The organism is Pseudomonas sp. ES4, assembly GCF_050586665.1.
Lineage (GTDB): Bacteria > Pseudomonadota > Gammaproteobacteria > Pseudomonadales > Pseudomonadaceae > Aquipseudomonas > Aquipseudomonas frederiksbergensis.
The window spans coordinates 56,133-73,497 of sequence record NZ_JBOBDO010000015.1 but is presented as its reverse complement, the minus strand read 5'-3'; the positions used below and the strand labels follow the sequence as shown (position 1 = coordinate 73,497).

The following is a 17,365-nucleotide window of genomic DNA, read 5'->3' as shown; positions in this document are numbered from 1 at the left end:
AGTTGGAACTTAGATCGCTTTGAGCGTGCCTTTTGGCAGCGTGGCGGCAATGGCGCCTTTCTGGAACTTCATTTCGACGGTGTCGGAGACTTCCAGTACAACGAAGTCGTCGGACACTTTGGTGATCTTGCCGGCGATACCACCGGTGGTCACAACTTCGTCACCTTTTTGCAGGCTGCCCAGCAGGGTTTTCTGCTCTTTGGCGCGCTTGGCCTGTGGACGCCAGATCATCAGGTAGAAGATGACCAGGAAACCGACCAGGAAAATCCACTCAAAGCCGCCGCCCATTGGGCCTGCAGCAGGTGCAGCAGCGTCAGCCATGGCATTAGAGATAAAAAAGCTCATTTAGCACTCCAGTTGCAAATGTTGAATCTTGGGGTCAGAAAACTCAGTCCAAAGGCGGAACAGGTAACCCGCGTTTGGCGTAGAAGGCATCGACAAAGGCGGCCAATGTACCCTGTTGAATAGCCTCGCGCAAACCAGCCATAAGCACCTGGTAATGGCGCAAATTGTGGATGGTATTCAACATGCTACCCAGCATTTCGCCACACTTGTCCAGATGGTGCAGATAAGCACGGGAGAAGTTCTGGCAGGTGTAGCAATCGCAGGTCGGATCCAGCGGCGAATCATCATGGCGATGGAACGCGTTACGGATCTTCAGCACGCCTGTATCAATGAACAGATGCCCATTGCGGGCATTACGGGTTGGCATCACGCAATCGAACATGTCCACACCGCGGCGCACACCCTCAACCAGATCTTCCGGTTTGCCAACGCCCATAAGGTAACGAGGTTTGTCAGCCGGCATCTGGCCCGGCAGGTAATCCAGCACCTTGATCATCTCGTGCTTCGGCTCGCCCACCGACAGACCGCCAATGGCCAGGCCATCGAAGCCGATCTTGTCGAGGCCTTCCAGGGAGCGCATGCGCAAATCCTGGTGCATGCCGCCCTGAACGATGCCGAACAGCGCCGCCGTGTTGTCGCCATGGGCTTCTTTCGAACGCTTGGCCCAACGCAACGACAGCTCCATCGATACCCGCGCGACGTCTTCGTCGGCCGGGTACGGGGTGCATTCGTCAAAGATCATCACGATGTCCGAGCCCAGGTCGCGCTGGACCTGCATCGACTCTTCCGGGCCCATGAACACTTTGGCACCATCGACCGGGGAGGCGAAGGTCACGCCCTCCTCCTTGATCTTGCGCATCGCGCCCAGGCTGAACACCTGGAAACCGCCGGAATCGGTCAGAATCGGGCCTTTCCACTGCATGAAATCGTGCAGGTCGCCGTGCTTCTTGATCACTTCGGTGCCAGGGCGCAGCCACAAGTGGAAGGTGTTGCCCAGAATGATTTCCGCGCCCGTGGCGGTGATATCCCGCGGCAACATGCCCTTGACGGTGCCATAGGTGCCCACCGGCATGAAGGCCGGGGTTTCTACGGTACCGCGTGGAAAGGTCAAACGACCGCGACGAGCCTTGCCGTCGGTAGCAAGCAACTCAAACGACATACGACTCATACTGTTTCCTCAGGGCCGCGTGGCGCCGGATTACGGGTGATAAACATCGCATCACCGTAGCTGAAAAAGCGGTAACCATGCTCCACCGCTGCTTTATAGGCAGCCATGGCTTCGGGATAACCGGCAAACGCCGAAACCAGCATCAACAGCGTGGATTCGGGCAAATGGAAGTTGGTGACCAGGGCATCGACCACATGAAACGGCCGGCCCGGGTAGATAAAGATGTCGGTGTCGCCACTGAACGGCTTGAGCACGCCATCGCGCGCGGCACTTTCCAGGGAACGCACGCTGGTGGTGCCCACCGCCACCACGCGACCACCGCGAGCGCGGCAGGCTTCGACGGCATCGACCACGTCCTGGCCGACTTCCAGCCATTCGCTGTGCATGTGGTGATCTTCGATCTTCTCGACACGCACCGGCTGGAACGTACCCGCACCGACGTGCAAGGTCACGAACGCGGTTTCGACGCCCTTGGCGGCAATCGCCTCCATCAGCGGCTGATCGAAATGCAGCCCCGCCGTCGGCGCCGCCACCGCGCCCAAACGCTCGGCGTAGACCGTCTGATAACGCTCGCGGTCCGAGCCTTCGTCCGGGCGGTCTATATAAGGAGGCAACGGCATGTGCCCGACGCGGTCGAGCAGCGGCAACACCTCTTCGGCGAACCCCAACTCGAACAACGCGTCATGACGCGCCAGCATCTCGGCTTCGCCACCACCGTCGATCAGGATTTTCGACCCCGGCTTCGGCGACTTGCTGGACCGCACATGGGCCAGCACGCGATGACTGTCGAGCACCCGCTCCACCAGAATTTCCAGCTTGCCGCCGGAAGCCTTCTGGCCAAACAGCCGCGCCGGAATCACCCGGGTATTGTTAAACACCATCAAATCGCCCGGGCGCAAATGCTCAAGCAAATCAGTGAATTGACGGTGTGCCAGGGCGCCGCTGACCCCATCAAGGGTCAACAGGCGACTGTTGCGACGCTCAGCCAAAGGATGGCGGGCGATCAGCGAATCAGGGAGCTCGAAGGTAAAGTCAGCAACGCGCATGATGGGGTTCGTCTAGCAGGGCCGGGAAGTCTAGCGGAAATATCAAAAATTCTCCATGTACCTGATTGACCGACGGTTATCTCATCTCTATACTTCGCCGCCATTGAGCCCTGATGGCGGAATTGGTAGACGCGGCGGATTCAAAATCCGTTTTCGCAAGAAGTGGGAGTTCGAGTCTCCCTCGGGGCACCAAAATTAAGAAAGGTCTTGCTTTGCAAGGCCTTTTTTTTCGTCTGTAGAAAAGTGAGCCCCACCCCGCCACCCCGTAGGGGCTACCAAAGGCTGCGATCTTTTTGATCTTGCTTTTCAATGCCACCACCCAAACCGCTCAGCCAACGAATCAAGGATTCACACAATGGAATTGCCACTGGAAACCGTTGCCCTTTTCGCCCTCAAGCTGGCTTATGAGCGGGAAGGAGAAAGTCCGATTCTGCGGGATGATCCGATCATGAGTGATTATGAGCGGGAGGTGTTTGGGTTGTTGGTTCGCCGGGGTGATGTCGAGGGTATTCAGTTTAGAGTGGCGCACTGTGTAGGTTTGGCGCTGGACGCTATAGGCGGGGCTGATACGCCGCTAGGGCGAGAGCTGCAACGGTTGGCAGCTGATTTCAGCAGTGCGCGGACAATGGAGCTGCTTAATGCGCCGCTCATTGCGCTTAAGGACTATTTGAAAGACATTCTGTGAATGATGATACATCGAGCACGCCGGGCGTTTCCGTCTTGCCTTGAACAAAAGGCAAAGGCTCTCGACTAGGTTATAGGTCAGCTCCGCCAGGCGCGCGTGGCAATGCATCGACTCATAGAGGTCAGAGTCGGTGAGGAGAAATAAGCCATTCCTTACCGGATTTATGACCTGGGTTATGAGGAAGCCTTTGACCACTTGACTGAAAAACCGAGCATTTTGCTTTCGTGCCTTCTGACACGACACCACCGATGGTCATGTGCGGCAACTTCAATTGGAGCGGATTCTCTCAGCGCATGAACCTTGGGCTGTCCCGTTCATGCTCCAGCTGACGGGCGAGTACATCATCCAGATTCTTGAAACCGTTGAAACGCATCTGCCGACGCTCGATCCGACGCTTTACGGTCGTTTCATTCGAGATAATCAGGCGTACTTTCAAACGACGCAAGCTCGCATGATCAGTTACTGGGATTGCTGCTATCGGCGCCTGTAAAAACCCATCCGACTATGTCGGGGTGTGCGTACTTGCCAAGCGTCGCGAGTTTTCCGTAAGCAGTTAGAACTCGACTCTATCGATAAACGCGTATCTGCCGGGCGAGCTAGCTCGTCCTCATCCCTACTTATCAGTGGACAGCATGCTGGCAAAATAGTAGCTTACACTAAAGTAAAAGAAGGCTAAGACTAGAATTAAAAAACTCTGAAAATTAGACAGATTAGCCATCTTCTAACAAAGCAAAAAAATTCAACCCCGACATGGATATCGACATGACCGCCAGTCTCCCAGATACAGAACTAGACACAGAACTCGATATAGAAGAAGAGCTTGAAGAGGAGTCTGAAGAACCTGTCTCAATGTCATATGACATAACGTCCTACCCCTCGGATTACACATTATCAGGCCTAGCCCAAATGTGGGCCGATGGGGACATTAAAATCCCAAGCTACCAGCGAGAGTTTGTTTGGTCAATCAAGCAATCATCATTGCTCATAGACTCTTTTCTTTGCGGACTTCCCGTACCTCCAGTATTTTTTTATATCGATGAAAAAAATAGAAATTTAGTTATTGATGGCCAACAACGAATACTCAGCATCGTATTCTTTATGGACGGGTATTTCGGCAAAGAGAGCACTCACGGAAAACGTCAAGTATTTAGACTTTCAGGGCTAAACAAAAACAGCCCATATTACAACCTTAAATTCAGCGACCTAGAAGAGTCAGATCAGCGAAAACTAAAACAATCCGTACTCCGCGCCATAAATATTAGACAGATGGCGCCAATAGGCGAAAGCACAAGCGCGTACCACATTTTCGAACGCCTCAACACAGGTGGTACTCCCCTAAAACCGCAGGAGATACGCAACTGTGTTTTCATGGGTGAATTCTCAGAGCAACTAAAGAAAGCTAACACCGACCCGAATTGGCGAAAAATTATAGGCCGCCCATTCCTTGACAAACACCAAAAAGACACCGAGCTATTATTGAGAGTTTTCGCACTTACTGGAACAAGCGAGAAGTACGAAAAGCCTATGCGAGAGTTCTTAAACGCGGCCATGAAAAAAAATGAAAACGCGAACACCGCCAAGGTAAAAAACTTTTTTCAGGCATTCCCCAAAGCCACTAGCCTGATTGTTGAGACCCTCGGAGAAAAGCCTTTTCATTTAAGGGGCCCCCTCAATATGTCAGCCCTCGACTCCGTCATGTGCGTAATCATCGAGAAGACAAAGACAATAAAACCGGAAAGTATAAGCAAAGCATTTTCGTCATTATTAAAAGACAAACGATTCCAAAATTTAACAAGCTATAACACCACCGACGCAAAAACACTACAAGACCGCTTCAATGTCGTACGTGAATACTTATAACAGGTGCGTCGATGAACTACTCAAATCACTTCCAACACGCAGATGATATAGTTGCACACTTAAATACAATTATGCCTACCGTCAACGACCCACTTCTAAAAGCAAAATACGTTGGATTTGTTGCAATTGCCGCAGTAACTGTATACGAACTCGCCGTTAAGGACATATTCATTAAGTTTGCACAAGACAAACACAAAGTTCTAGGCACATTCACTGAAAGCTATTTCAATCGAATCAATGGAAAAATAGCCCTCAGCACAATAAAATCCGACTATATAAAGAGATTTGGCCCAAAATATCTGTCGCGATTTGACAAGAAACTAAACCATGCGGCAATCGCATACCTACAAACAAACAGAAGAGATATAAAAAACTCATACTCAAACCTGATAACTTGGAGAAATGATTTTGCGCACGAGGGAAAGATAAACTCAACATCCACGTACGCCGAAATAACTCAGGCATACCAGGACGGAAAAGAAGTCATTAAGTGCATCGCAGAAACAATGAAAAGATAAGCGTAAAAAGAACATGCCACATACCTATAAAGGTTCAACACCTTCTACGCGTCAAACTCCAGCACTTTAATCTTTGATGTCAGCCCGAAGCGCACCTCGGGCTGACATCAAAGCTAAATTCAACTCAACCAATACCGAATCGAGCGCAAAAAGTAACGACCACCCATATAACAGATTTTAAACACCCTAAAAACATAGCCTTATGCACAAGCCTTTTAAAGAAAACCCAAACATACATTAATTTTCATTTTTTTCGGCCTAGCAATAGATAAACACCTACGCTTAAAAACCAACTAAAGCTGAATTACTTCACAATACATCGACAACGAATTTGGAATTTTTTAGAAAAAGATTTAACTCCTCTTCAGAGAAATTTAATTTTTACAACTATCTCAAAATAGCCTGCTCTGCACTTTTAGCTTTTGAAATCAGCTCGCCAATTATATCTTTAATCAGTCCATGCCGAATATTACCCGCCCAACGCTCGATTTCTCGTAGTGATTTTGGCTGAGTTTGTGCTGATTCGTAAAAAACAAAAACTGCTTCCGCTGAAACCAAACCTAACAACGGGATATCAAAACGGCAAGAATCAAAAGACTCCCTAAAAATACTATCGTCCAATCTACCAGCAATCTCAACAAGACCCAGCGACTCGACACATCTGGGAAGAGCGCCACCCAAATAACTATCAGCAACAGAAAGTTCCTCTTCAAGAGACCGTATATTTAGTCGTATTTCACGCAACATAACAACAGAAATATATTTGGCTTTTTTTAAGTTCTTCAGCCACGCATATGCAGAACTCAAACCAAACCCAAGCAACACACTAGAAACAGAAAGAACTATCTCAAAATACCCCATTCCACCTCCTAAAATCAGTCATTCAAGATAGGACTGCCCCATTTTTTACATATCCCATGACGGGACTGCAAACAATGCCCTCCAACGACTGTCGCTTAAATTGAAAGTACTTCTATCAAGGCAGTATACGCCGCCAAGGGATTAAGCCTGCAATTTGAGTTTCGCATCTATTTTCCGGGGTGCTTTCCTCGGAACGGAGTTTGAGATTCAAGCTTTCCAACGGTTGCAGCATAGGAAACGGCACGATACCCTCCCACCGTCGCTGCCAATTCAGCGACCGGGTGTGGAAACCCGAGTAATTCAAGGCGCAACAGCGCCCCCATCACGTCTGCCGGCGCTTTTTTTATGCCTGCGGCGTGAGTTATGGCGGCTGTGCGTGGGACGTCTTCGGGCGTGCCGGTTTCCTTGATTCCCGGTTTTCCACCCTGCGCACAGCTGTCACCCATTCGTGTGGAAACGAATGCGGCAGCTTCACATATCAAGGAGTCTGATAATGCGCAGCATCAATCCGTACAAAATTTGGCTTTTCCCTCTACGCAATTCCCAATTGCGTAACGCCCTTCCCCGCTGCCTATCCGTTATCGGAGGTGGCAAATGACCGATCAACCAGAACTCAAAACCATCGGCCTAACCCCCGCCATCTACTGCGCGGATCAACCACTCTTCCACGTCACTCGCGGCGTCCCCCTCGGCGATGCGTTATCCATGGCTTCTGACTTTCTGTTTCTCGCCAAGAAGCTGAACGAAGATGCTGCCTACGCCACAGACACCGACCGCCACGCCTGGGCCGCGCATTATTTGACGGCGATGAGTAAGGCAGTGGTGGATGATGCGGTGAAGGTGCTGAATCGGGATCGGGATAATGAGCTGGCGTCTAAGCGGGCGGGGGCTAAGGCTGAAGCTTAGTGTTTGAGGCCTGTGGGGTGTGGGTGGCTTGCGATGGTGGCAGCTGATTCAGCATATATGTTGGCTGGGCTGGCGCTATCGCGAGCAAGCTCGCTCCCACAGGGGGTGGTTGGAGCGTCTTTGGAAGAGTTGGCTTAGGCAACTTCCATGTTCCACAAACAAGAAGGCCCGAACGTAATGCCGGACTAAGCCAGCACCAGGGGATCGGGCGCGATTGGGATGGATGCTGTCGAAGCCTGATGACTATGTCAACGTCGACGTCACATACAACACTGGTTTGTGCCTACACCCAAGCGGACGGCGGCGAAGGCTGAGAGGTAGTGGCTAGCTTTAGTAGCGATGTTGGCAGGGCTGGCGCTTTCGCGAGCAAGCCCGCTCCCACAGGGGTTGTGTGGGGTGATTGGGATTTGGGATTTGGCCCGAGGTTTTTCGGTTTTTTTTGTTTTTCGGCTCGGGCGAGCTCGCTCCTACAAGGGATTGTATTTCCGTTCGCAACCAAGCATGACTTCACGCCGTCGGCTTACCCGACTCTTCCTGCCCCGCCGCCCGCACTGCAACCTCAATCGCCCGAACGCTGATCGCCGCAAATATCGCCGTCATCAGCACCCCGTTGAACCCCAGCAAAATCGCCAGAATCCGCGAGACGCCCAGTTTCGGCACGAGTTCTCCATAGCCGATGGTCAAACCGGTCACGAAGCCGAAATAGATGCCGTCCAAAGGATCCCAGCCCTCCAGGTAGCTGATGATCAGGCCGAACAGTACGACCAGCAGAAACAGTACGGAAAAAATCGGCCAGACAACGCGCAAATAGAACCCGATGGCTTTGAAGAATTCTCGACGGACGTGCGATGCATGAGAGGGCTTCATGTCATGGGCTTCCTGAGGTTTGCCTGAACGGTAGGCGTGTTCGCATCCCATCAGCTTGGCACAGGCGCTGGAAACTGTTGGTCAACTGATCCATTTCACTCCCGCCTTGATCACATCTTTGTTTTCCAAACCCGCCCATGACTTCAACCAACGGAGGGGACAACGCCTCTGGCAGTGCTCATCTAGACTTAATGGATAGTCGTAGGCAGAACTGAACACGTCGCTTTGGTGCGGTCGAATCAAAAGCAGCGTGGCAAGCTGCCTCAATGCCCTATAAAAGGTGCGGCGAAGACCGTGCCGGGCACTACAAGATGCCCGCTCAGGGTGCCCTGGCCGACGGCCTGAAATTGCCACGATTCCGTGACGTGGTGTGAGTGCCGCAGCCGACACTTTCGGACGACCGACAACCCTCTGGTTTGTCCGTGACCGTGAGGAATGCTGAATGCCTGATGAGATGTTGCAATTGCCGATGGTCAACAGCGTACTGGAGCGCCACAAGGGCTCTGCTGGCGCACTGTTGCCGATTCTTCATGAGATTCAGGAGGGCATCGGTTACATCCCCGATGCGGCCGTCCCCGAGATTGCCCACGCGCTGAACCTGAGTCAGGCCGAGGTTCGCGGGGTGATCAGCTTTTACCATGACTTCCGTACCGCGCCGCCGGCCCGGCATATCCTGCGGCTGTGCCGCGCCGAGTCGTGCAAGAGCCGCGGCGCCGAGCAGCTTGCCGCGCAGTTGCGCGAGCGTCTGCAACTGGACGATCACGGCAGTAGCGCCGACGGCAGCATCAGTTTGCGTCCGGTATATTGCCTCGGTGCTTGCGCCTGCTCGCCCGCTCTGGAACTGGATGGCCAAGTGCATGCGCGGCTCAGTGCCGAGCGTCTGGATGCTTTGCTCGACGCTTGCCGGGAGGACGCATGATGCCGACGCTTTATTTGCCCACTGATTCTCTTGCCCGTGCCGTGGGTGCCGATGAGGTGGCGGTGGCCCTTATCACTCAGGCGCAGGAACGCAATCTGCCGCTGGAGTTGCAGCGCACCAGTTCGCGCGGCCTGTACTGGCTGGAACCGCTGCTGGAAGTGGACAGTCCGCAAGGCCGGATCGGTTTTGGCCCGCTGACCGCCGCCGATGTGCCGTCCGTGCTTGAAGCCCTGAAAGGCGAGCCGTCCGCGCATCCACTGGCCTTGGGCCTGGTGGAAGAACTGCCTTATCTCAAGACTCAACAACGCCTGCTGTTCGCCCGCGCCGGCATTACCCGGCCGTTGTCCCTGGATGATTACCGGGCCCACGGTGGCTTCGAGGGTTTGACCCGCGCCGTCGCAGTGGGCGGCGAGCAGACCGCGACGGAAGTGTTCGATTCAGGCCTGCGTGGCCGTGGCGGCGCGGCGTTCCCGGCCGGGATCAAATGGCGCACGGTGCGCGCTACCGAGGCTGCGCAGAAGTACATTGTGTGCAACGCCGACGAAGGCGACTCAGGCACTTTCGCCGACCGGATGTTGATGGAAGGCGACCCCTTCCTGCTGATCGAAGGCATGGCCATTGCCGGCATCACCGTCGGAGCCACTTACGGCTACATTTATGTGCGCTCGGAATATCCGGACGCCGTGGCCACACTGCGCCAGGCGCTGAACATTGCTCGGTCCGCCGGTTACCTCGGGGCCAATGTCGGCGGCAGCGGCCTGGCCTTCGATATGGAAGTGCGGGTCGGTGCCGGCGCGTACATCTGCGGTGAAGAAACCGCGCTGCTGGACTCGCTCGAAGGCAAGCGCGGGATCGTTCGCGCCAAGCCGCCGATTCCGGCCTTGAAGGGTCTGTTCGGTTTGCCGACGCTAGTGCACAACGTGCTGACCCTGGCCTCGGTGCCGCTGATTCTGGCCAAGGGTGCGCAGTTCTATCGCGATTACGGCATGGGCCGTTCCCTTGGCACCATGCCCTTCCAATTGGCGGGCAATATTCGTCACGGCGGGCTGGTGGAACGGGCCTTTGGCCTGACGCTGCGGGAACTGGTGGAAGACTACGGCGGCGGGACCGCCAGTGGCCGGCCGCTGAAGGCTGCGCAGGTGGGCGGCCCGCTCGGCACGTGGGTGCCGCCGTCGCAATTCGATACGCCGCTGGATTACGAAGCGTTCGCCGCCATTGGCGCGATGCTCGGCCACGGTGGTGTGGTGGTGGCGGATGACACGGTGGACATGGCCCAAATGGCGCGTTTCGCCATGCAGTTTTGCGCCGAGGAATCCTGCGGCAAATGCACGCCGTGCCGCATCGGCTCGACCCGGGGCGTGGAGGTGATCGACCGCCTGCTCGCCGCGCCAGACCAGAGCGGTCGCGAAGAGCAGGTGATCATCCTCAAGGACCTGTGCGACACGATGCAATACGGTTCGCTGTGTGCGTTGGGCGGCATGGCCCCGTTTCCGGTGGCCAGCGCCCTCAAGTACTTCCCCGCCGACTTCGGTCTGCAATCTTCGGAGGCCGACCAATGATCACTCTCTTCGACCCGAAAACCGATATCGACCTGGGCACTCCTGCCCGCGACAGCGACGTGCAGGTGACCCTGAACATCGACGGGCGCAGCATCAGCGTGCCCGAAGGCACCTCGGTGATGCGCGCCGCTGCGCTGCTGGGCACCACCATTCCGAAACTGTGTGCCACCGACAGCCTGGAAGCCTTCGGCTCCTGCCGCATGTGCCTGGTGGAGATCGACGGCATGCGCGGCTACCCCGCGTCCTGCACCACGCCGGTCACCGAAGGCATGACCGTGCACACCCAGACGCCAAAACTCGCGACCCTGCGCCGCAACGTCATGGAGCTGTACATCTCCGATCACCCGCTGGATTGCCTGACCTGTTCGGCCAACGGCAACTGCGAGCTGCAAACCGTCGCCGGCCAGGTCGGCCTGCGCGAAGTGCGTTACGGCTATGAAGGCGACAACCACCTGGCCGACGTGAAGGACACCTCCAACCCCTACTTCGATTACGACCCGAGCAAGTGCATCGTCTGCAACCGCTGCGTGCGTGCCTGCGAAGAAACCCAGGGCACTTTTGCCCTGACCATTACCGGACGCGGTTTCGAATCCCGGGTCGAGGCCGCCGGTGGCGAGAACTTCCTCGACTCGGAATGCGTGTCCTGCGGCGCTTGTGTGCAAGCCTGCCCGACCGCGACCCTGATGGAAAAAAGCGTGGTCGAACTGGGCCAGCCCGAACGCAGCGTGATCACCACCTGTGCCTATTGCGGCGTGGGTTGCTCGTTCCGCGCCGAGATGAAAGGCGACCAGTTGGTGCGCATGGTTCCAGACAAGAACGGCCAGGCCAACCACGGCCATTCCTGCGTCAAAGGACGCTTTGCCTGGGGCTACGCCACCCACCCGGATCGCATCACCACACCGATGATCCGCAAAAACATCACCGACCCCTGGCAGGAAGTCAGCTGGGATGAAGCGGTGACCTACGCCGCCAGCGAATTCCGTCGATTGCAGCAGAAATACGGCCGCGATTCGATTGGTGGCATCACCTCCAGCCGTTGCACCAACGAAGAAACCTACCTGGTACAAAAACTGGTGCGTGCTGCGTTCGGCAACAACAACGTCGACACCTGTGCGCGGGTCTGCCACTCGCCGACCGGCTATGGCCTGAAACAAACCCTCGGCGAGTCCGCCGGGACCCAGAGTTTTGATTCGGTGATGCAGGCCGACGTGATCCTGGTGATGGGCGCCAACCCCAGCGACGCCCACCCGGTGTTCGCTTCCCAACTCAAACGCCGCTTGCGTGAAGGCGCGCGGCTGATCGTCATCGACCCACGGCGCATTGATCTGGTGGACTCGGTGCATGCTCGCGCCGAATTGCACCTGGCCCTGCGCCCGGGCACCAACGTCGCCATGCTCAATGCCCTGGCCCACGTCATCGTCACCGAAGGCCTACTCAATCAGCCCTTCATCGACGCCCGTTGCGAAGGCACGGATTTCGCCCACTGGAGCGAATTCGTCAGCCGCGCGGACAACTCGCCGGAAGTCCTCGGCGCCATCTGCGGCGTAGACCCTGCCGACATCCGCGCCGCCGCTCGCCTGTATGCCACTGGCGGCAACGCGGCGATCTATTACGGCCTGGGCGTCACCGAGCACAGCCAGGGCAGCACCGCCGTCATGGGCATCGCCAACCTGGCCATGGCCACCGGCAACATCGGCCGCGAAGGCGTGGGCGTGAACCCGCTGCGAGGGCAAAACAACGTTCAGGGCTCCTGCGACATGGGCTCCTTCCCCCATGAGTTGCCCGGCTACCGGCACATTTCCAACGAGGTGGTGCGGACCCAGTTCGAACAGGCCTGGAATGTCACCCTGCAACCCGACCCGGGCCTGCGCATTCCCAACATGTTCGAGGCTGCGTTGAGCGGTAGCTTCAAGGGCTTGTATTGCCAAGGTGAAGACATCGCCCAGAGCGACCCGAATACCCAACACGTCACCGCAGCCCTGTCCGCCATGGAATGCATCGTGGTGCAGGACATTTTCCTCAACGAAACCGCCAAGTTCGCCCACGTGTTCCTGCCGGGCAGTTCGTTCCTGGAAAAAGACGGCACCTTCACCAACGCCGAACGACGCATCTCCCGAGTGCGCAAAGTCATGGACCCTCTGGGCGGCAAGGCCGACTGGGAAGGCACCGTGGCCCTGGCCAACGCCCTGGGCTACCCGATGAACTACGCGCATCCATCAGAAATCATGGATGAAATCGCCAGCCTGACGCCGACCTTCACCAACGTCAGCTACGCCGAACTGGATCGCCACGGCAGTCTGCAATGGCCGTGCAACGCCGCGGCACCGGACGGCACGCCGACCATGCACATCGAGGAGTTCGTGCGCGGCAAGGGGCGCTTCATGCTCACCGGCTACGTGCCCACCGAGGAGAAGGTCAACAATCGCTATCCGCTGCTGCTGACCACCGGACGCATTCTCAGCCAGTACAACGTCGGCGCTCAGACACGGCGTACCGAGAACGTTGCCTGGCACGACGAAGACCGCCTGGAAATCCACCCGACCGACGCCGAGAGCCGTGGCATCAACGAAGGTGACTGGGTCGGCATCGGCAGCCGCGCCGGCCAGACCGTACTGCGTGCGCGGGTCACCGAACGGGTCGCCCCGGGCGTGGTGTACACCACGTTCCACTTCCCTGAATCGGGGGCCAACGTGATCACTACCGACAACTCCGACTGGGCCACCAACTGTCCGGAGTACAAGGTCACGGCCGTGGAAGTCAGCCGCGTCTATCACCCGTCCGAGTGGCAAAAACGCTATCAGGAGTTCAGTGACAACCAACACCGCCTGCTCGACGAACGCCGTAAGGCGCGTGGCACTAAAGCCGAGGTACGCCGATGAGCACTGAAAACCTGATCAAAATGGTCAACCAGATCGCCCAGTACTTCGCCACCGAACCGGACCAGCAACAGGCCGTGCTCGGCGTGCGTAATCATTTGCAGATGTACTGGACGCCCGGCATGCGCAAGGAATTGCTGGCCTGGCAGACGGAGCATCAAGGGGCAGACTTGCATCCACTGGCACAAGCGGCGGTCAGTGGCGCGGGCTGGGAGGCTTAGGCCCACACGATCCGTTAAGCCGTCACGCAATTTTTTGTAGCAGCTGGCGCAGCCTGCGTTCGGTTCGGGCCGCGATCGGACGCAGCAGTCGTGAAATAAGAAGATGCGGTGTTTCAGGAAGACCGCAAGCTCAGGTTTTACGACTGCTACGTCCGATCGCGGCCCGAACCGAACGCAGGCTCCGCCAGCTGCTACAAGATTGCGTCATTGCAGAAATTGCTTAACTGTCTGGGCGTTGGATGCACCGGCAACACCACCAACGCCTCCAACCCACCCTTCGACCGATTACGCAGTGTCAGCTCGCCTCCGTGTTCCAGCACAATCGCCCGCGCCGCTGACAACCCCAAACCAACACCCCCGGTGCTCTTGTTCCGCGAACCTTCCAACCGGAAAAACGGCACGAACACTTGTTCAAGGCTGGCCTCCGCAATCCCCGGCCCACGATCCAGCACTTTGATCCTCACCTCGCCAGCTCCCGGGCTCAGTTCAATCGCCGGCTCACTGCCGTACTTGATCGCGTTATCCAGCAGATTGGTCATCACCCGCTTAAGCCCCAACGGTCGCCCGAAATACACCCACCGCAGCGGCCCGCTGAACGTAATGTCGACGCCCTGATCCCGATAATCGTCCAGCAGCGTTTGCAGCAATTCCGCCAGATCGAACTGGGTCGCAGGCTCAAGCCGCGCATCATCGCGAAAGAACTCCAGCGCCGAGTTGATCATTGCCTGCATTTCATCCACGTCCCGAAACAACCGCTGCTGTTGCTCGCTGTCTTCAATGAATTCCCCCCGCAAGCGCATCCGCGTCAGGGGCGCGCGCAGGTCGTGGGAGATGGCGGCGAGCATTTGCGTGCGGTCGCGGATGAAGTGCTGCAGTTGGGCCTGCATGGCATTGAACGCGAGGATCGCCTGGCGGATTTCGTGGGGGCCGAGCGGTTCGATCGGCGGTGCGCGAAAGTCCACGCCGAAGCGCCGGGCCCCTTCGGCGAAGTGCTGCAACGGTGTGGCGAGGCGCCGGGTGGCGATCAGCGCGACCACGGCGGTGGAGATCAGCACCAGCAGGATGACGATCAGGTAGCGCGGCGTTTCGTCGAGCCCCCAACTGCGCGAGGGCGCGGAGAACATCAGCCATGTCGAATCCGATAGCTCGATCAATAACGCGTAATGGGCATCGGCCGTGTGTTCCGTCCAGTCGGCCGGTTCATAGGCTTCGATGCGTCGGTCAGGGGTCTTGAGCATGGGCTGCAGAATGGTCGAGCCGATGCCGGATTTCGGATCTTCCACGGCGGGCAAATTGAGATCGTGCCTATCAGGATGCCAACTGACGGTAAAGCCGTTCTCGCTGGCCGCTTGCGCCAATGAGTTGCGCAGGGGCGCCGGAGCGGCCTCGACCACACGAGTGATGGCGGCAGCTTTTTCCAGCAGGCCGATTTCGGTCAGCGGCGGGCGCGCCCAGACGCCGGCCAGTTGGATAAACAGCCCATTGAGCGCCAGTGAAATGAGCATGGCCAGGATGATCGTCAACGCGATCCAGCGCGCCACCGTATCTTGCGGCCAGTCTCGGGCGCGCATCCGCTTCAACCCGCTCATCGCCGCGTCACGCTGGGCGTGAACAGGTAACCGCCATTGCGCACCGTGCGAATCATCGCCGGCCGCTTGGTGTCGGACTCGAGTTTGCGGCGCAGGCGACTGACCTGGACGTCGATGCTGCGATCGAACGCTTCATGACAATGCCCGCGCGCCAGGTCCAGCAATTGCTCGCGGGTGAGAATGCGTTGCGGGTGTTCGACGAAGACCAGCAGCAAGTCGAACTCACCGGCCGACAGCGGAATCATCACGTTGTCCGGCGAGCGCAGTTCACGTCGCGTGACGTCCAGGTGCCAGTCGGCGAAGTCGATCAGCGGCCGTGGCCGTTCCTGCAATACCGGACGGCGCTCGTCCACGCGACGCAGCACGGCGCGCACTCGGGCCAGCAGTTCACGGGCGTCGAAGGGTTTGGTCAAGTAATCGTCGGCGCCCAGTTCCAGGCCGACGACCCGATCACTGAGTTCCCCCATGGCGGTGAGCATGATCACCGGTATCGCGTATCGGATCCGCAGTTGCTGGCACAGGATCAGCCCGCTGTCCCCGGGCAACATCACATCAAGAATGATCAGGTCTGGCGGCTGTCGCTCGATGGCCGCCCACAGCGACGCGCCATCGGTGGCGACTTCGACGCTGTAGCCGTGCTGCACGAAGAATTTTTTCAGGAGATCGAGGACTTCAAGGTCGTCGTCCACAATTAAAAGGCTGTTCACCAAAGGTCACTTAAGGGGCGAATGGAACCGCCATCTAAAACCATTCACGGCAGCGCGTCATATATTTCAATCCTGTAATAAAACGTCAGCGGCGCAATAAACCAGACATCTTTGCGCAAGGCTTGGGGCTCAGCATCTCGGCGAATTCCTCCCGAGAATCGCATTCATGTTGCCTTTCAATTGTGCTCCCTGGCTGACCCGCAACACCTCGATTGCCGTGCTGGCCGCCGGGTTGGCGGGTTGCAGCAGTCAGCCGCCGGCCACCGATGTGAGTTGCGCCGACATCGCCTACACGGTGTACGACCCGGCGGAACCGTTCAACCGTGGGTTTTTTGCGTTCAATCGGGTGGTCGATGACTATGCCCTGGCGCCGGTCGCTCGCGGCTACCGCTACTCGCCGGATTTTTTCCAGACCGGTGTGCATAACTTTGTGGCGAACTTCGGCGAGCCCAAGGTGTTCATCAATGACCTGCTGCAAGGCAACCCGATGCGCTCGGCCAATACCCTGGGGCGTTTCGTGCTGAACACCACGGTCGGTGTAGTGGGCTTGATCGATGTCTCCGGCATGGCCGGCATCCCGCGTCACGACGCGGACTTCGGCCAGACGTTCGGCGTGTGGGGCATCGGCAACGGGCCGATCGTCGAACTGCCGTTGCTCGGCACTTCCAACAGCCGCGACGCGGTCGGCCGGGTGCTCGGTTTTGTGGTCGATCCGTTTGGCAGCAACAGCGACACCGTGGACACATTGGCCACGATCAGCACGGTCGGCGGCTTCGTCGATGGCCGCGCAGAAGCCTTACCGCTGACCGACAGCCTGCAAAAACTGCCGGACTACTACAGCGCGTTACGCAACGTCGTCGCCGAACATCGTGCCGCTTACGTCGCCGATGGAAAACAAGGCTCGGCACAAACAACCAAACCTCAATGCACAGGAGCACCGGCCGATGGTTTCTGAAGGCAATGGCCTGATTCTGCAGCAACGGGTCACCCAGCAAGACCCGGCCACTCTGCACTGTCGGGAAATCACCCTGCGCCTGTCGGCGGACTGTCGCCATCTGGTGCTCAGCCGCTACACCGAACACTATGGCCCGGCGCAAGTGCGATGCATCGAGCGGAGCCACACGGTGTCCGTCACAGAGCTGTTTCGCTGGCTGGTGGCCAATGGCGAGACGGATGTAATGACGGCGGGCAGCGAGCAGTTGCCTTGACTGTCAGATTCGAGCCAGTTGCGTTTCATT

The 17,365-nt window shown here is 57.2% G+C and carries 18 protein-coding genes and 1 tRNA gene; 12 read left to right on the top strand and 7 right to left on the bottom strand.

Going from position 1 to position 17,365, the window contains the following annotated elements; translation table 11 throughout:
• Positions 1–9: 9 nt before the first annotated feature.
• The 3 genes from yajC to queA are packed head-to-tail and all read right to left on the bottom strand — an operon-like array spanning position 10 to position 2,559.
• Positions 10–345, bottom strand: a complete 336-nt coding sequence (gene yajC, locus ACQ4OB_RS17510) for a preprotein translocase subunit YajC (protein WP_007903559.1) — start codon at positions 343–345, stop codon at positions 10–12.
• A 43-nt stretch (positions 346–388) separates the two neighbouring features.
• Positions 389–1,504, bottom strand: a complete 1,116-nt coding sequence (gene tgt / locus ACQ4OB_RS17505; protein WP_162130615.1) for a tRNA guanosine(34) transglycosylase Tgt — start codon at positions 1,502–1,504, stop codon at positions 389–391.
• 5 nt (positions 1,505–1,509) lie between these two features.
• Entirely contained in the window at positions 1,510–2,559 is a 1,050-nt protein-coding gene (gene queA, locus ACQ4OB_RS17500; protein WP_074873938.1) for a tRNA preQ1(34) S-adenosylmethionine ribosyltransferase-isomerase QueA, read from the bottom strand.
• 107 nt (positions 2,560–2,666) lie between these two features.
• On the opposite strand from queA, the gene ACQ4OB_RS17495 reads away from it, so the two are divergent.
• The 5 genes from ACQ4OB_RS17495 to ACQ4OB_RS17475 all read left to right on the top strand — a co-directional run bounded on the left by ACQ4OB_RS17495 (position 2,667) and on the right by ACQ4OB_RS17475 (position 5,622).
• Positions 2,667–2,751: transfer RNA gene (locus ACQ4OB_RS17495), tRNA-Leu, on the top strand.
• 163 nt (positions 2,752–2,914) lie between these two features.
• Entirely contained in the window at positions 2,915–3,244 is a 330-nt protein-coding gene (locus ACQ4OB_RS17490; protein WP_430956123.1) for a hypothetical protein, read from the top strand.
• 316 nt (positions 3,245–3,560) lie between these two features.
• Positions 3,561–3,734 (top strand): hypothetical protein, encoded by a 174-nt coding sequence (locus ACQ4OB_RS17485; RefSeq protein ID WP_430956122.1) that lies wholly within the window; start codon positions 3,561–3,563, stop codon positions 3,732–3,734.
• A gap of 272 nt (positions 3,735–4,006) precedes the next feature.
• On the top strand, positions 4,007–5,104 hold the full coding sequence (locus ACQ4OB_RS17480) for a DUF262 domain-containing protein (protein WP_430956121.1): 1,098 nt from the start codon (positions 4,007–4,009) through the stop codon (positions 5,102–5,104).
• An 11-nt stretch (positions 5,105–5,115) separates the two neighbouring features.
• Positions 5,116–5,622, top strand: coding sequence for a HEPN domain-containing protein (locus tag ACQ4OB_RS17475; protein WP_430956120.1), 507 nt, complete (start codon positions 5,116–5,118; stop codon positions 5,620–5,622).
• 387 nt (positions 5,623–6,009) lie between these two features.
• Here ACQ4OB_RS17475 and ACQ4OB_RS17470 read toward each other — a convergent pair whose 3' ends face one another.
• On the bottom strand, positions 6,010–6,483 hold the full coding sequence (locus tag ACQ4OB_RS17470; RefSeq protein WP_430956119.1) for a hypothetical protein: 474 nt from the start codon (positions 6,481–6,483) through the stop codon (positions 6,010–6,012).
• 594 nt (positions 6,484–7,077) lie between these two features.
• Between ACQ4OB_RS17470 and ACQ4OB_RS17465 the strand changes: the two genes are divergently transcribed.
• Positions 7,078–7,389, top strand: a complete 312-nt coding sequence (locus tag ACQ4OB_RS17465; RefSeq protein WP_430956118.1) for a DUF3077 domain-containing protein — start codon at positions 7,078–7,080, stop codon at positions 7,387–7,389.
• A 507-nt stretch (positions 7,390–7,896) separates the two neighbouring features.
• On the opposite strand, the gene ACQ4OB_RS17460 is transcribed toward ACQ4OB_RS17465, so the two are convergent.
• Complete coding sequence (locus ACQ4OB_RS17460; RefSeq protein ID WP_430956117.1) at positions 7,897–8,256, bottom strand: potassium channel family protein; 360 nt, start codon at positions 8,254–8,256, stop codon at positions 7,897–7,899.
• A 442-nt stretch (positions 8,257–8,698) separates the two neighbouring features.
• Between ACQ4OB_RS17460 and ACQ4OB_RS17455 the strand changes: the two genes are divergently transcribed.
• From ACQ4OB_RS17455 to ACQ4OB_RS17440, 4 genes are read left to right on the top strand one after another with little or no spacing between them, the layout of a single operon-like run.
• Complete coding sequence (locus ACQ4OB_RS17455; protein WP_074873929.1) at positions 8,699–9,175, top strand: formate dehydrogenase subunit gamma; 477 nt, start codon at positions 8,699–8,701, stop codon at positions 9,173–9,175.
• Positions 9,172–10,734 carry a formate dehydrogenase beta subunit gene (locus tag ACQ4OB_RS17450; RefSeq protein WP_430956116.1) on the top strand — a complete coding sequence of 521 codons (1,563 nt, stop codon included), beginning with the start codon at positions 9,172–9,174 and terminating at the stop codon, positions 10,732–10,734. Before ACQ4OB_RS17455 ends, ACQ4OB_RS17450 begins: the two co-directional genes overlap by 4 nt.
• Positions 10,731–13,613: a formate dehydrogenase subunit alpha gene (gene fdhF / locus ACQ4OB_RS17445; protein WP_074873928.1), complete on the top strand. Its 2,883-nt coding sequence runs from the start codon at positions 10,731–10,733 to the stop codon at positions 13,611–13,613. The genes ACQ4OB_RS17450 and fdhF overlap by 4 nt, the downstream gene beginning before the upstream one ends.
• A complete protein-coding gene (locus tag ACQ4OB_RS17440) occupies positions 13,610–13,831 on the top strand; it encodes a formate dehydrogenase subunit delta (RefSeq protein ID WP_074873927.1) in 222 nt (73 codons plus the stop codon). Before fdhF ends, ACQ4OB_RS17440 begins: the two co-directional genes overlap by 4 nt.
• 191 nt (positions 13,832–14,022) lie before the next feature.
• Here the strand turns inward: ACQ4OB_RS17440 and ACQ4OB_RS17435 are convergent, their stop codons facing one another.
• Positions 14,023–15,420 (bottom strand): HAMP domain-containing sensor histidine kinase, encoded by a 1,398-nt coding sequence (locus ACQ4OB_RS17435; protein ID WP_430956115.1) that lies wholly within the window; start codon positions 15,418–15,420, stop codon positions 14,023–14,025.
• A complete protein-coding gene (locus ACQ4OB_RS17430; RefSeq protein WP_074880485.1) occupies positions 15,417–16,127 on the bottom strand; it encodes a response regulator in 711 nt (236 codons plus the stop codon). The genes ACQ4OB_RS17435 and ACQ4OB_RS17430 overlap by 4 nt, the downstream gene beginning before the upstream one ends.
• 166 nt (positions 16,128–16,293) lie before the next feature.
• Between ACQ4OB_RS17430 and ACQ4OB_RS17425 the strand changes: the two genes are divergently transcribed.
• Positions 16,294–17,082 (top strand): MlaA family lipoprotein, encoded by a 789-nt coding sequence (locus tag ACQ4OB_RS17425; RefSeq protein ID WP_430956114.1) that lies wholly within the window; start codon positions 16,294–16,296, stop codon positions 17,080–17,082.
• Positions 17,072–17,335, top strand: a complete 264-nt coding sequence (locus ACQ4OB_RS17420; RefSeq protein ID WP_074873924.1) for a hypothetical protein — start codon at positions 17,072–17,074, stop codon at positions 17,333–17,335. Before ACQ4OB_RS17425 ends, ACQ4OB_RS17420 begins: the two co-directional genes overlap by 11 nt.
• Positions 17,336–17,365: the final 30 nt, after the last annotated feature.